Below are 14,149 nucleotides of genomic sequence, written 5' to 3' on the forward strand. Positions count from 1 at the left end.
AGTGATTATTTTGAAGAGTCGTTAATCGTTCTCGATTCTGCCAGAGAACAAGGGTTGACTCCTCAACAACGTATTTTCACTACACCATTTGTTTATGGAGTGGATGTCCATCCTAAATATCATTTTTTATATTTGGTGATAGATATTTACATACCGTTATCACCATGTGAGTTTATATTAATTTAGTAGCCTACTCTAAAAGTAAATGAAATTAATGGAAATGTGGTAAAATAAAGAGGCAACTTTATATTGTGAGGGTGGTTGGTTGTCACACTTCTTTCTGAGTAAGAAGGGAGGTGATAATTATGGAAACATTTCTTGAATTCTTTCGTGAGATTTTGAAAGGCATTATGCGAGAAATCGTTGCATTTTTCTTTCGGAAGAATGTTTTAGAACACAAGAAAACCACTCCTCGCCACGTAAAGCACCAGAGTGGTTCTCGCAAGAAAGATAAAATATAGACAACCACCACCTTTACGGTAGAGTTGCATTTGAGAAGTGTTAGGCGACACTTCTCTTTTTTTATTCTATGACTATTATACATAAATTAATCATTAAAATAAACTCTTGGCTAAGCTTATGCAAGAATAAAGGCGATCTAGTTAGTCATTATTACTCGGAAAAGCAAATGTTGAAGCGGACTCACTATTTTCTTCAAACCATTTCTCAGAAATTGTTTTTGATTTTGTGAAGAAGCGGACTTGGTCTGGTCCAAACATATGTCCTTCACCGAATCTTGAGCGTTTCCAGCCGGCAAAGTTATGATAGCCGACAGGGATTGGGATTGGCACGTTTACACCTACCATGCCAACTTCGATTTCGGTTGTGAATTTACGAGCGGCTGCACCATTATTTGTGAAGATCGTGACACCATTACCTAGCTCATGAGCATTGATTAATTCGATGGCTTCCTCTAATGAGTCAACACGGACTACATTACGAACTGGTCCAAATACTTCTTGTTCATAAATCTCCATACCAGGTTTGACGTTGTCTAGTAGTGTAGGGCCTAAGAAAAAACCAGTTGGATTTTCCGCGATGTCGGGGTTTCGGCCATCGCATACAAGTGTTGCACCTTCTTCTAGGCTACGGTCGATAAAGCCAATGATTGTTTCTTTTGATTGTTTGGTAATAACAGGTCCAAAATCAACTTCTGGATCTGTGTATGGACCAACTTTTAATTTGGAGATTTTATCAGCGAGTACTTTTACAAGGTTATCCGCTGTTTCTTCGCCGACTGGTATGATTGTTGATATGGCCATACAACGTTGGGAAGCTGCTCCGTACGCAGCGCCTAAAAATGCGTTTGCGACTTGTTCTAAGTCGGCATCTGGCATAACGACCATATTATTTTTACCGCCACCCAATGCTGTGACACGCTTACCATGTTTAGCACCTGTAGCATAGATGTAATCGGCTACAGGTGTTGAGCCAACAAACGAAATGGCTTCTACAGTTGGATTTTCGAGTAATTCATTGACAGTATCCTTGTCGCCATTGATAACTGTCCAAACGCCATCTGGTAACCCAGCTTCTTTCCACAATTCCGATAAAAATAGTGCTGAGCAAGGTACACGCTCAGATGGCTTTAGAATAACGGAATTGCCGACAGCTACTGCCATACTCGTAATAGCAAGTGGCACCATCACAGGGAAATTGAAAGGGGAAATCGCTGCAACAACGCCGAGTGGTGCTTTTGTTGAATAAGCATTGATATATCCACCAACATTTACTGAATACTCGCCTTTTAGGAGGTGGGGAGCATTGATGGCCAAGTCAACAGATTCTATTCCCCGTGTTATTTCACCCTTAGCGTCTTCGATTGTTTTACCACTTTCTGTACAAATCATATCAATTAATTCATCCATATTTTCCGTCATCAATTGACGGAACTTCATAACAATTTCTACGCGTTTGCCAACGGACAATGCACGCCATGCTGGAAATGCGGCTTTAGCTATTGCAATTGCTTCTTGCACTTCTTCTTTAGTGGCGATAGGGACACGCGCAATAACTGAACCTGAACTTGGGTTGAAGACATCTGAGAATTGGCCACTTTTACCGGGAACAATCTCCCCATTAATGAAATGCCCCAATTCTGTTACTTCTATATTAGTTACCATATAATAAATTTCCCCCTTAGTTTTTAGATGGTTTATGGCTGGTGTAAAAGTTCATTTAAAGCGTTGGTGAATTTTTCTACGATGAAGTCCTTTTCTTCCAGTGAAATAATAAGTGGTGGTGACAGTGTGAGAACATTGTTAAAGCCTGCAACGGTTACCCCATTTTTTCCGATGATAAGGCCTTGGTCTTTGCATAGCCCGATCACTTTATTGACTGCAGCTACATCGAGTGGGACTTTGGTATTTTTGTCGCTCACAAGTTCAATGCCAAGTAGTAGTCCTTTTCCTCGGATATTACCGACATTTGGGTGATCTTTTAAACGCTCTTGTAACTCTGCGAGAATGATTGCGCCCATTTCTTCTGAGCGAGCAAATAGATTTTCATTTTCCATGATTTCAATATTTTTAAGGGCTACAGCACAAGCTGCTGGAGAACCACCGAATGTGTTGACATGGCGGAAGAAGTCGTACTCCTCACTACCTGCAAATGCCTCATAAATTTCACGGCGCACAGCTGTTGCAGATAGTGGCATATAAGCGCTCGTTAAACCTTTTGCCATTGTCACAATATCCGGCTGGATGCCATAGTTTTGGAAGCCAAATGCTTTGCCTGTACGTCCAAAGCCACAAATTACTTCGTCAACGATAAGTAAGGCACCGTGTTTTTCGCAAACAGATTTAACCCCACGTAAATAATTATCATGTGGCATTATAGCGCCACCGCCGGTAATGATAGGCTCTAGAATCACGCCAGCAATTGTGTCAGATAATTCCCACGTCATGACATTATCGATTGCTTGAACGGAAGGTAGTGCTGTTGGGTCAGTTATATGGTCTTCATTTGCACGATAAGCGTCTGGTGGTGCGACATGAATAAAGCCTGCTGCTAACGGTTCGTATTTATATTTACGCTGTGCTTGCCCAGTCGCAGCTAACGCACCCATCGTATTGCCATGGTAGGCACGATAACGAGAGATGAATTTCGTACGTCCAGTATTTCCTTTTTGTTGATGGTATTGGCGAGCGATTTTAAATGCTGTTTCATTTGCTTCCGAACCGCTATTCGAGAAAAATACAACATAATCATCGCCTAATAACTCGCTAATTTTTTCACTCAATTGAATGGCTGGGATGTGACCAACTGATAGTGGTGTATAGGTATTTTCAAGTAATTGATCGTAAGCTACTTTGGCGATTTCTTCTCGTCCATAACCAACGTTGACACACCATAAACCAGCCATGGCGTCTAAGTAACGCTTCCCGTCGATGTCAGTAATCCATGCACCTTTGGATTTTTCTACGATCATCGTTGCACTTGGGTTGTATGGTTTCATCGAATGCCACACATACTGTTGATCTTTGACTTGCCAATTTTGACCTGTTAAATTCGTCATTGAACATCACTCCTTTGCTATAAATCTATTATTCAATTATTAGGAGAAATAAGCATTGTACAAAATGTAAAACAATTGGTATGACATTTTTCACATTTAGGTAAGCTTAAGGAGCGTAAGACCATTCAGTTGCGACTAACATCAATTCTAGCGCTAGTCGCTTTTCTGGTTTCATAAAATCATGACCAAGCAGTTGTTCGATTTTTTCTAAACGATGATATAGTGTTTGTCTGACGATAAAAAGGCGTTCGGATGTTTCTTTTTTTAGCCCATTTGTTTGCAAGTACACTTTTAATGTTTCGACTAAATTGCTGTTATGTTTTTGGTCATATTCGATGAGTGGATTGATATATTCTGCCACCATTTCCATAATGGCAGGGTTTTTTTGTAATTGAAAAATTAAATGATGAAGGTGCAAATCTTCATAAAAATACGAAATATCCTGTGATTTCCACCGAATTTGTAAGGTGTCTTTTGCTGAAGTGTAGCTATTTTTGACATCGTGTAAGTTGGTAACGTATTTGCCAACTGCGAGTGAAATTTTTAACTTCGCATATTTTTTATTATGATCGTGTATTTGTTCAAAGGCTTGTTCTATGCGGTACTTATATGTTTCTCGCTCACGTAGATTCGCTAAAATAAAGATTACTTGGTGATTTATTTCTATTATGAACGGATAAAAACCAAAGTTCTCAAATACATTGCGCGCAAATAACTTATAATACGTTAAATCACTATTTTTGCTTTTCTGGATTTGATGGATCATGACAATCCAGTGATGCGAAGTAGTTATTGCATGATGTTCTTGCATGAAATGTGTTAACTCCTCGGTATTTGGTACCCCATTTAGCCATTTATCTAAAATTTCACGATCCTCTAATCCTTTTTTCTCTTCTATATATAAATCCCGCAATAAATATTGTGATAATGCTATAACAGTACGATCCAAAATAAGCACATCGTATTCATTGATGACACGCAGTGGAGAAAACAAACAAACCTCACCGTAGCGTTGATTTAGTATATTGACATCACAATGGATTAAATGGTTTTCTTTATATTCTATTTTCGATTGCTGTTGCATCATTTCATACTTGTCCTGATGTATATTGGGAATGAAAATCGGTTTTTGTCCGTTGAACGTAAAGATGACCTGCAAGCCAAGATGTTTATATAAATGCATTAAAATTTGCTCATAGTTATTGGCAGTAAGCGTATATTTATTAATTTGTTGCGCATATTCTTCAAGGTTTTTCACCATGCCATATTGTTGATTGATGAGAATGCTGTGCAGTTCTTGAGTAATTTCGACAAAAGCAACTTCCTCATGAAAAATGATAAGAGGAAATTGATATTCGGTTGCAAGTTGTTGAATGGTATCTGGGATGTTTTGTATGGAACTACCTAGTTCAATGCAAAGTCCTGCAGCTTTTGAGGCGATTAATTGATCAATAAATTGTTTGAAGCTATCAACATTGTTTTTAAGATGAATACCCGTCGTCAATATTAACTCATTACCTTTTAACAGTTTTGTAGCATCCATATTTTCGACGATATGTACCCATTTGATGATGTTCTGTTGTCCATTTACACCTGCGATGAGCTTTGCGTTAGTGAATAGTTCTTTTGTTAATACATCAGCTACCGTGAGTGAAAAAACATTCATAATCTCATCCTCCTAAAACGAGCAGCACTTCTAAAACAAAGCTATCTACGACAAATTTAGTAATAGATAGGTTGTTGTTTTATATGATTCTGTAATGTTTTTTAGAATAACTATATTATTTATCGAATTTTCAGATTTATTTTTTGTGTGATTATTGATGCGCCAATACATCTTCTATTAAGAAAGCCATGTAAAGATTAGTTTTTGTAAATGGATTGCTTAGATCCATATCTAATAGCATTTCTATTTTTTTGATTTTATAAAGGACCGTATTGCGGTGGATAAATTGTCGTTCGCTAATTTTACTCGTACTGCCGTTCTCTTCAAGATAACAACGTAAAAAAGATAAATAATCTGTGTTATGCAAATCATCATATTGATGGAGTTGTCCAAGAATATCCTGGCTGAATAATTCAATCAATGTCCGATTTTCCACACCCATAATAAGTTTATAGGCACCAATTTCTTTGTATTTATATAGGAATCGGTTGTTATGGAGTTTTGCTAATTGAATGACTATAAGTGATTCATCATAACTTTTTCGGATGTTTTCATAGTCTTTATGAAAATTACCTTTGCCGATGATGACGTTTAAGGTGTTATTTTTCTGTGTGATTTTGTCGTAAATTTCTTCAACTGTCTTTGAGAAAGGGATATTTGGTGTGTTTAATTGTGCCCGGTCGATTAGGAAGATGAGGTGATTTTTATGCTTTAGTTTTAAAAAATGTTTATATCTATTTTGGAATGCGAATTGAATCATAACTTCATAGCGGTCAATCCGGCTTTGTATGTCAGTGGTTGTGCAGGTGATGATGGCAAATTCTGAGTTTGGTGGGAATCCGAGTTGGGTTAAGGTTTGTTTGATAGATTTGGCGTGTTGCTTGTAGTGAAACAGTGAGTTGAAAAGGACTTTGTCTTCAGTTGATTGTTCTTGCTGGTGATGGGTGATAAATTGAAATGTTGTTTTTAAAAGATCGGCGACACGACGATCCCAAGGCATTTGAAAAATGGGGAAATCATGCTCATTGGCAAAAGTGATGACTGCTTCAGGAATGTCAGGAATATAAGGTCCTATATTGACGATAAAACCTGCTACCTTTTTAGAGTATGCTAGTTTAACTAATTGTTCTAAGGAAGAATTTTGGTGTGCAATATTAATGCCTGTTGTCACGACTAATTCATTTGGTCGGCAAAACATGATTAAATCAATATTCTCAACAACGTTAATGCCAGTAACTTTTCGATACGTGCCACTTTGTCCAGCTACTAATGTCAGCATAGGGAATAGAGCCCCCTCTACGATTTTTTGAATCGTCCCCATAACAACCCTCCCTCATTATGCAAATAATTTACCATAAATGATGTGCGGTTGCACATTTTTTTTTAGTTTCCCCTACATATCTTACAAATCTTTTCTATTTTAGAATTTTAATAATAAACACCTTTTTAGTAAATGTGAAAGAGAGGACTTGCATATGTATAAATGTAATAGTAGTCGTTTGCAAGAGTCGATTGAACAATTTAGTCAGTTTGGTGCAACGAAAAATGGTGGCGTAACTCGTTTGGCTCTTTCGAAAGAAGATGTGTTAGCGAGAGACTATTTTTGTGAAGTATGTGAAGAGTTAGGCATGGAAATCAAGGTAGACGACATGGGAAATATTTATGCAATTTTACCAGGAAAAAAAGAGTGCCCACCAATTGCCATGGGTTCACATTTAGATTCAGTAGAAAAAGGCGGAAAGTTTGATGGAGTCTTAGGTGTTTTAACAGCAATAGAGGCTGTTAAAACGATTAAGGAAAATGACATTGAACTAGACATCCCGTTAATGATTGTAAACTTTACGAATGAAGAAGGCGCTCGTTTTGACCCTGCGATGATGAGTTCTGGAGTGATTGCATCTAAATTTAGTAAAGAAAAAATGGAACAGTCTGCTGATAAAAATGGCATAAATTTTATAGCAGCTCTACAAGCGAGTGGTTATGAGGGGGAGAAGGAAAACCGTTTATCAAAAGCTCTCGCATATATTGAATTGCATATTGAACAAGGTCCGGTATTAGAAGCGGAACAACAAGAAATTGGTGTTGTCGAGGGCGTTTTAGGAATGGTTTGTTATGAAATTACAGTTACAGGAGAATCGGATCATGCTGGTACGACACCAATGTCGATGCGTAAAGATCCGATGATTGTAGCGTCTCGTGTCATTTCGTATTTACATGCGCAGCTTGGAAAAATTGATGAACAGCTTGTCTACACATTTGGACGTATGAACGTCTCACCTAATATTCATACAGTTATTCCAAACAAAGTAGCGTTTACGATTGATTCGCGTCATCAAAATCCAGAAGTAATTCGGAAAGTAGAAGAAATTCTTAATGGCTTACCGTCAGAGGAAAATGGTTGCCACGTCCATCCAGTGAAGCTTTGGGGACGTGATACTGTGTTTTTTGATGCATCTATTTGCAATGAAGTAGAAAGATCATGTCAGAACTTTGGCTACTCAAGCCACCGAATGTTTAGCGGGGCAGGACATGATGCGCAGTATATCGCAAGTATTATTCCTTCAGCGATGATTTTCGTGCCGAGCATTAAAGGTAAAAGTCATTGCGAGGAAGAAGAGACGACGTTTGAAGACTGTGCGAAAGGTGCAGATGTGCTACTTGAAACTGTGCTGACGCTACAAACAAAGTTCGTAATGGGAGAGACGTATACGTTGCATTAATACATTTGAAAAATTGAAGACTTCTATCAACGACTCAATTAAGCATTGTTATTAAATTTAATAAACGAAGGGTGAGGGTTTCGTGAAAAAAATTATTACAGGTGGACTAGTTGCGACAGCTTCAGATGTTTATGAGGCAGATGTTTTAATAGAAAATGGAAAAATTGTTCAAATTGGCAAAGATTTATCCATTGATGGAGCAGAAATTATTGATGCAACGGGCAAATATGTGATGCCAGGAGGAATTGATCCCCATACGCATTTAGATATGCCATTTAATAACACGGTGACAGACGATGATTGGAAGTCTGGTACGATTGCGGCTGCATTCGGTGGCACGACGACGATTTTAGACTTTTGTTTATCTGCAGGTGAAAAAAAACTTTCGACGGCAGTGGAAAAGTGGCATAAAAAAGCAAAGGGCAACTCGGCCATTGATTATGGTTTCCATTTAATGATTAGTGATTTAACACCTGAGACAGAGGCGGAATTACCGTTATTACTAGAGCAAGAAGGTATCACGTCCGTGAAGGTATTTATGGCTTACGCGAAAGAATTCCAAGCGACAGACCGTACGCTATTCAAAGCATTTAAAACTGCGAAAGACTTGGGTGCTGTCGTGATGGTGCACTGTGAAAATGGCTCAGTTATCGATGAACTAGTAGAGGAAGCGAAGCGTGCTGGTCATACAGAGCCAATTTATCATGCACTGACTCGCCCAGCAGAATTAGAAGGTGAAGCGACGAAGCGAGCTATTGAATTAGCACATATCGCAGGTGCCAAACTTTACGTTGTACATGTTACTTGCAAAGAGGCAGTAGATGAAATTATTGCTGCTCGTGAAAAAGGATATGACGTCTACGGAGAAACTTGCCCTCCATATTTAACGCTCGATCAATCAGCTTTAGCACAGCCAGGCTTTGAAGGGGCTAAATATGTTTGGTCTCCACCACTTCGTCCTAAGTACCATCAAGAGCATTTATGGAATGCTTTAAAGGCGAAGCAACTGCAAACAATTGGCTCAGATCAATGTTCATTTAGCTTTAATGGGAAGAAGCAATTAGGTTTAAATGATTTCTCTAAAATTCCAAACGGCGGGCCATTTATTGAAGATCGTTTTGGAATTTTATATTCAGAAGGTGTAGTGAAAGGGAGAATCTCTATCAATGAATTTGTTGATATGATTTCTACAAGCGCTGCAAAGATTTTCGGTTTATACCCACAAAAAGGAACGATTGCAATCGGTTCTGATGCAGATATCGTAATTTTTGATCCTTCAGTAAAACGAAAAATTTCAGCAAGTACACATCATATGAATGTCGATTATAACGCGTATGAAGGGTGGGAAGTGACAGGTGAGCCAGTCAGCGTATTGCTGCGCGGCGAGTATGTCATTAAGAATAAAGAGTTCGTAGGCGTATTAGGCAGTGGACAATACATCAAACGTAAACTACAACCGACTGCTGTGCAAACGATTAAGGTGTAAAGGATTGTCAAACAACGATTGAACACATGAGGGGGATGTGAGAATGGTTCCGATTCAAGAAAATGCAATGACTGCACAACTAAAACGAAATTTTGTTGAAATGAATATCAGAATGACGAAAAACGAAGCACTAGAAGAGGCTAATCGCTGTCTCTATTGCTATGACGCACCTTGTATTAAAGCTTGTCCGACAAGTATTCCAATCCCAAATTTCATCAAAAAAATTGCTTCAGGAAATATAAAAGGATCGGCTATGACGATTATGGAGGCGAATCCAATTGGTGCGAGCTGTGCGAGAGTTTGCCCGACCGAGGAGTTATGTGAAGGGGCTTGTGTTTTAAATGCTTCCACAAAACCTATTAAAATTGGACACTTGCAACGTTATGCAACAGATTGGGCAATGGACTCAGACGTCGAGTTATTTAAGCAAGGACAATCGAATGGTCTAAAGATAGCGATTGTTGGCTCTGGTCCGGCTGGTTTATCTGCTGCGCGTGAACTTAGTCGGTTCGGCTATAGTGTCACAATTTTTGAAGCGGAAGCCAAAGCAGGTGGTTTGGGGAACTACGGCATTGTGTCCTTCCGATTACCGAATAATGTAGTGGATTGGGAAATTGAGCAAGTTATAAAACTCGGTGTTGACATTAAAACAAATACAAGAGTTGGCGTGGATATTTCTGCGGATGATATTTTAGCGCGATATGACAGTGTTATTTTAGCGGTTGGTATGGGTTCTGTACCTAAATTGGGTATTGAAGGTGAGGATTTAGCTGGCGTTCATGATGCCATTGAGTTTGTAAAGCAAACGAAAATTGGTTCACTTACTGAGGAAATCGTTGGTAAACGTGTTGCTGTCATTGGTGCAGGAAATACGGCAATTGATGGTGCAACATGTGCGGTTCGCTTAGGAGCTGAACAAGTAGAAATTCTTTACAGAAGAACAGAAAAAGAAATGACAGCCTACAAATTTGAATATGAATTTGCCAAACAAGATGGTGTTGGATTTAAGTGGCTGACAGCTCCGAAGAGAGTTATCGGTGATGAGACAGGGAAAGTGGTTGGACTTGAATGTGTAAAAATGCAACTTGGTGAGCCGGGTGTAGATGGCAGACAAAGACCTGAAGAGGTTAAAGGTTCTGAGTTTGTCATGGAATTGGATGCCATCATTAAAGCAATTGGGCAAACACGCTTCATACAGCTTATTGAAGCATTTGGGTTACAGCATACGAATGGTGTAGTTGATATTGATGAAACGACAATGCAAACATCGAATAAGAAAGTGTTTGCATGTGGAGATGTCGTATTCGGCAACGGCCAAGGGGAAGCGATGGTTGTAACAGCGGCACAGCAAGGTAAGGACGCAGCGTACATTATTCATGAGCGTTTAAGAAAACCAAGTGAGATTGCGTAATTGCATTCAGCGGTAATATTCATCTGCTTCGGTGGTACGAGGAATGTGGTATTGAGCAGTGTTTATATAAACGAGTACTGAATGAAGTTACAGCCTCTGGCGGATGTCACAGATTTGCTGGGGCGAATTTGATTGAGGGGGACAGGGCATGGCAGAATTACGAATTGACTTAGCAGGCATTAAATCACCAAATCCATTTTGGTTAGCATCAGCACCACCGACCAACTCAGGCTATCAAGTACAACGTGCATTTGAAGCTGGTTGGGGAGGTGCCGTTTGGAAAACATTGGGTGACCCTATTTTGAATGTTTCTTCACGCTTTGCGGCAGTAAGTTATAATGGGCAGCGAGTAGCAGGCTTTAATAACATTGAACTCATTACAGATCGTCCGTTAGAGGTCAATTTAAAAGAAATTTATGAAACGAAAAAACGCTTCCCTAATCATGCGATTATTGCCTCTTTGATGGTTGAGCCAAAACAAGAAAAGTGGCATGAAATTGTAAAACGAGTAGAAGATGTGGGGGTTGATGGTTTTGAGCTTAATTTTGGTTGTCCACATGGGATGGCAGAACGAGGAATGGGCTCTGCCTCTGGGCAAGTACCTGAATTGGTGGAAAAACAAACGTACTGGGCAAAAGAAGTAGCACGCACTCCAGTCATCGTCAAGTTAACACCGAATATCACGGATATTACCGTGACGGCGGAAGCCGCAGCTCGTGGTGGAGCGGATGCCATCAGTATGATCAATACGATTAATAGTTTAGCTGGTGTTGATTTAAATACGTGGAATACAGTACCGCATGTTGCTGGCAAAGGTGCGCACGGTGGTTATTGTGGGCCCGCTGTAAAACCAATTGCGCTCAATATGGTGGCAGAGTGTGCCCGTAACCCTGCACTCACTATACCGATTTCAGGCATCGGAGGCATTTCAAATTGGCAGGATGCTGCGGAATTTATGTTGATGGGTGCAACAGGTGTGCAAGTGTGTACAGCCGCTATGCACCATGGATTTAGTATTGTGGAAGATATGATTGATGGTCTCAATAACTATTTAGATGATAAAGGCATTGCATCTGTTATGGATTTAGTCGGTAAGTCCGTACTACGTTATGCGAACTGGGGCGACTTAGACTTAAATTACAAAATCGTCGCTGAAATTAATAATGATGTATGTATTAACTGTAATAAGTGTCATATCGCCTGTGAGGATACGTCGCATCAATGCATAGATTTGTATACAGAGAGTGGTCGTCCGTTGCTGAAGGTACGTGAAGAAGATTGTGTAGGCTGTAATTTATGTTCGATTGTGTGCCCTGTAGATGGTGCCATCACGATGGTCGAAAGAAAATCCAATATTGCACCAATGACTTGGAATGAACGCCAATCCCTTATCAGTAATTTTGCTCGATAAGATGCGCTGATTTTTTGTGAACTGGAAATCTAACATAAAGGAGAGACATGAATGGCAAGTGGTGGGAATTATTTAAAATCACCAGATTTACTTCCAGTGACACATCAACAAAGAAGTATCGGGACATTTGGTTTTGCAGTGATTTGGATAGGGATGGCCATTGTATTAGCCGCCTTTGCAATTGGTGGGGCAGGAATAATAAGTTTGCCATTGCCGATGGTTATTTTAGCGACAATAATCGGTTCCGTTTTAATCGGCGTATTTATGACGTTAATCGGTGATATTGGTATTGAACATGGTTTGTCTTTCCCAGTTTATATGCGTGCTCCGTTTGGAACAATCGGTACGCACTTACCGTCGCTCGTCCGCGGTGTGACAGCGGCATGTTGGTTTGGGATTAACACCTATTTTGGTGCATTGGCGATTAATGGTATTTTGAATTTGTTATTTGGTTTTAATAATTGGTTTATATGTTTCCTCGTTTTTGCAGCATTGCAGTTATTTAATACATCGCTTGGCATAAAATCTATTGAGCGCTTCGCGGATTTAGCTGCACCAATTATTATTTTAATTTCGTGCTGGATGTACATTACTTTAGCAGATAATGCAACGTCTCAGGGAAAAGATGTATGGAGCTGGGTGGAATCACCAACGACAGGGATGGCAGCCTTTACAGCATTCATGGTCGTGATCATGGCAAATATGGGGTTTTGGGCAACATTAGCAGCCGACATGCCGTCACTATCGCGATTCTTTAAAGCGCCAAAAAATGAACGCAACTGGTTCAAACGCAATAAAACGCAGTTAGTAGGATCCTTAATCGTGATGCCTATTACAAATACATTTATCGTAGCCATTGGTGCGGTTTGCTATATGGCGGTGGCATCAGCTGATCCAATAAACGCGTTACAACAAAGTGCAAGTGGTTTCATTTTAGGGATTTTATTGCTCATGATTGTGTTAGCGCAATGGTCTACGAATACGTCCGCAAACGTCATTCCAGCAGCTACGATTTTCTCCAACATCGGTGGACCAAAAGTGCCATTTTGGGTAGGGGTTATCATTGCAGGAATAATTGGGATTTTGGCACAGCCTTGGAGCTTATTTGATGTCTTAGTTAATGCATTATTAATAATTGGTGGTATTTTAACTGCAATCGTTGGTATATTATTTGCCGATTATTATTTAATTCGAAAACGTCGAGTGAATGTGAAGGAGCTTTATGAGTTAGACGGCCAATATAAGTATATGAATGGCTTTAACTTAGCAGGCTTAATCGCATGGATCATTGGTGGTATTATAGCAAACATGTTCCTAGCCTATTCGTCATTAGTCGGCTTCTTCGTCGGAGCGCTCATTTACTATATACTAGCAAAATATTGGTGGTTCAAGAAGTATCCACAAGCGGAACTAGACGACCCAAGTGATGCAAAGTATCTTGGTATTACAGTTGGTAATGATTGGGATGATATACTCGTGCAAGAAACAAACCCTACATTTGTGCGTGTGAAGTGAACTCAATACTCTAAGTTAAGGTACAGAATAATAGAGTGAGGTGTTGTTGGCATGTCGGATCATTTATTAAGTTTGGATGAAATGAAAAAAATAGATGGATTTTTAGACACAGGCTATAAAGTCCACTATGTTTATGAAAACTTAAGCGGTATGTTTATCGAATTTGAACGGCAGGAAGAAGAAGTTTGTTTGCAAATTCTAACGGCAGAAGCGCGCAAATATTTTGCCGCAAAGCTCCAAGAGCAAACACAGCTGGAGTAAGTCAATTTAATATGCAATGGTGGAAACTCTATTCTATTTAAATAATAGAATAGAGTTTAATTCTAATTCAAGAACACTCGGCTGATTGTAAATGAAAAATAAATGGTTGGAGCCATCATTATTGAAGTATTTACTTTCTGGTCTCCATACAGAAAATATAAA

Annotated in this window: 11 protein-coding genes; 7 read left to right on the top strand and 4 right to left on the bottom strand. The window is 39.4% G+C overall.

Annotated features, from left to right (window positions below; all coding sequences use genetic code 11):
• Positions 1-305 precede the first annotated feature (305 nt).
• Positions 306-461, top strand: coding sequence for a hypothetical protein (locus ACIQZG_RS13260; protein ID WP_402755696.1), 156 nt, complete (start codon positions 306-308; stop codon positions 459-461).
• Between the two features lie 141 nt (positions 462-602).
• Here the strand turns inward: ACIQZG_RS13260 and ACIQZG_RS13265 are convergent, their stop codons facing one another.
• The 4 genes from ACIQZG_RS13265 to ACIQZG_RS13280 all read right to left on the bottom strand — a co-directional run bounded on the left by ACIQZG_RS13265 (position 603) and on the right by ACIQZG_RS13280 (position 6,504).
• Entirely contained in the window at positions 603-2,123 is a 1,521-nt protein-coding gene (locus tag ACIQZG_RS13265; protein WP_402755697.1) for a CoA-acylating methylmalonate-semialdehyde dehydrogenase, read from the bottom strand.
• 32 nt (positions 2,124-2,155) lie between these two features.
• On the bottom strand, positions 2,156-3,517 hold the full coding sequence (locus ACIQZG_RS13270) for an aspartate aminotransferase family protein (RefSeq protein WP_402755699.1): 1,362 nt from the start codon (positions 3,515-3,517) through the stop codon (positions 2,156-2,158).
• 106 nt (positions 3,518-3,623) lie between these two features.
• On the bottom strand, positions 3,624-5,183 hold the full coding sequence (locus ACIQZG_RS13275; protein ID WP_402755701.1) for a PucR family transcriptional regulator: 1,560 nt from the start codon (positions 5,181-5,183) through the stop codon (positions 3,624-3,626).
• 151 nt (positions 5,184-5,334) lie between these two features.
• Positions 5,335-6,504, bottom strand: a complete 1,170-nt coding sequence (locus ACIQZG_RS13280) for a PucR family transcriptional regulator (RefSeq protein ID WP_402755703.1) — start codon at positions 6,502-6,504, stop codon at positions 5,335-5,337.
• Between the two features lie 154 nt (positions 6,505-6,658).
• On the opposite strand from ACIQZG_RS13280, the gene ACIQZG_RS13285 reads away from it, so the two are divergent.
• From ACIQZG_RS13285 to ACIQZG_RS13310, 6 genes are all read left to right on the top strand, one after another.
• The gene (locus tag ACIQZG_RS13285) at positions 6,659-7,903 is read left to right on the top strand and encodes a Zn-dependent hydrolase (RefSeq protein WP_402755705.1); all 1,245 of its coding nucleotides are present in this window, start codon (positions 6,659-6,661) and stop codon (positions 7,901-7,903) included.
• A gap of 82 nt (positions 7,904-7,985) precedes the next feature.
• Positions 7,986-9,389, top strand: a complete 1,404-nt coding sequence (hydA, locus tag ACIQZG_RS13290; protein ID WP_402755707.1) for a dihydropyrimidinase — start codon at positions 7,986-7,988, stop codon at positions 9,387-9,389.
• Between the two features lie 43 nt (positions 9,390-9,432).
• Positions 9,433-10,800, top strand: coding sequence for an NAD(P)-dependent oxidoreductase (locus tag ACIQZG_RS13295; RefSeq protein WP_402755708.1), 1,368 nt, complete (start codon positions 9,433-9,435; stop codon positions 10,798-10,800).
• Positions 10,801-10,948: 148 nt separating this feature from the next.
• Positions 10,949-12,211, top strand: a complete 1,263-nt coding sequence (preA, locus tag ACIQZG_RS13300; protein WP_402755710.1) for an NAD-dependent dihydropyrimidine dehydrogenase subunit PreA — start codon at positions 10,949-10,951, stop codon at positions 12,209-12,211.
• Positions 12,212-12,262: 51 nt separating this feature from the next.
• Positions 12,263-13,726 carry an NCS1 family transporter gene (locus tag ACIQZG_RS13305; protein ID WP_402755712.1) on the top strand — a complete coding sequence of 488 codons (1,464 nt, stop codon included), beginning with the start codon at positions 12,263-12,265 and terminating at the stop codon, positions 13,724-13,726.
• 51 nt (positions 13,727-13,777) lie between these two features.
• Positions 13,778-13,987, top strand: a complete 210-nt coding sequence (locus tag ACIQZG_RS13310; protein ID WP_402755714.1) for a hypothetical protein — start codon at positions 13,778-13,780, stop codon at positions 13,985-13,987.
• Positions 13,988-14,149: the final 162 nt, after the last annotated feature.

Source organism: Lysinibacillus sp. NPDC096418 (assembly GCF_044762775.1).
Taxonomy (GTDB): domain Bacteria; phylum Bacillota; class Bacilli; order Bacillales_A; family Planococcaceae; genus Lysinibacillus.

Bases quoted from the DNA above. Each gene is read 5' to 3' on its own strand.
- ACIQZG_RS13260 (WP_402755696.1), top strand. From the start codon at position 306: ATGGAAACATTTCTTGAATTCTTTCGTGAGATTTTGAAAGGCATTATG.
- ACIQZG_RS13265 (WP_402755697.1), bottom strand. From the start codon at position 2,123: ATGGTAACTAATATAGAAGTAACAGAATTGGGGCATTTCATTAATGGG.
- ACIQZG_RS13270 (WP_402755699.1), bottom strand. From the start codon at position 3,517: ATGACGAATTTAACAGGTCAAAATTGGCAAGTCAAAGATCAACAGTAT.
- ACIQZG_RS13275 (WP_402755701.1), bottom strand. From the start codon at position 5,183: ATGAATGTTTTTTCACTCACGGTAGCTGATGTATTAACAAAAGAACTA.
- ACIQZG_RS13280 (WP_402755703.1), bottom strand. From the start codon at position 6,504: ATGGGGACGATTCAAAAAATCGTAGAGGGGGCTCTATTCCCTATGCTG.
- ACIQZG_RS13285 (WP_402755705.1), top strand. From the start codon at position 6,659: ATGTATAAATGTAATAGTAGTCGTTTGCAAGAGTCGATTGAACAATTT.
- ACIQZG_RS13295 (WP_402755708.1), top strand. From the start codon at position 9,433: ATGGTTCCGATTCAAGAAAATGCAATGACTGCACAACTAAAACGAAAT.
- preA (WP_402755710.1), top strand. From the start codon at position 10,949: ATGGCAGAATTACGAATTGACTTAGCAGGCATTAAATCACCAAATCCA.
- ACIQZG_RS13305 (WP_402755712.1), top strand. From the start codon at position 12,263: ATGGCAAGTGGTGGGAATTATTTAAAATCACCAGATTTACTTCCAGTG.
- ACIQZG_RS13310 (WP_402755714.1), top strand. From the start codon at position 13,778: ATGTCGGATCATTTATTAAGTTTGGATGAAATGAAAAAAATAGATGGA.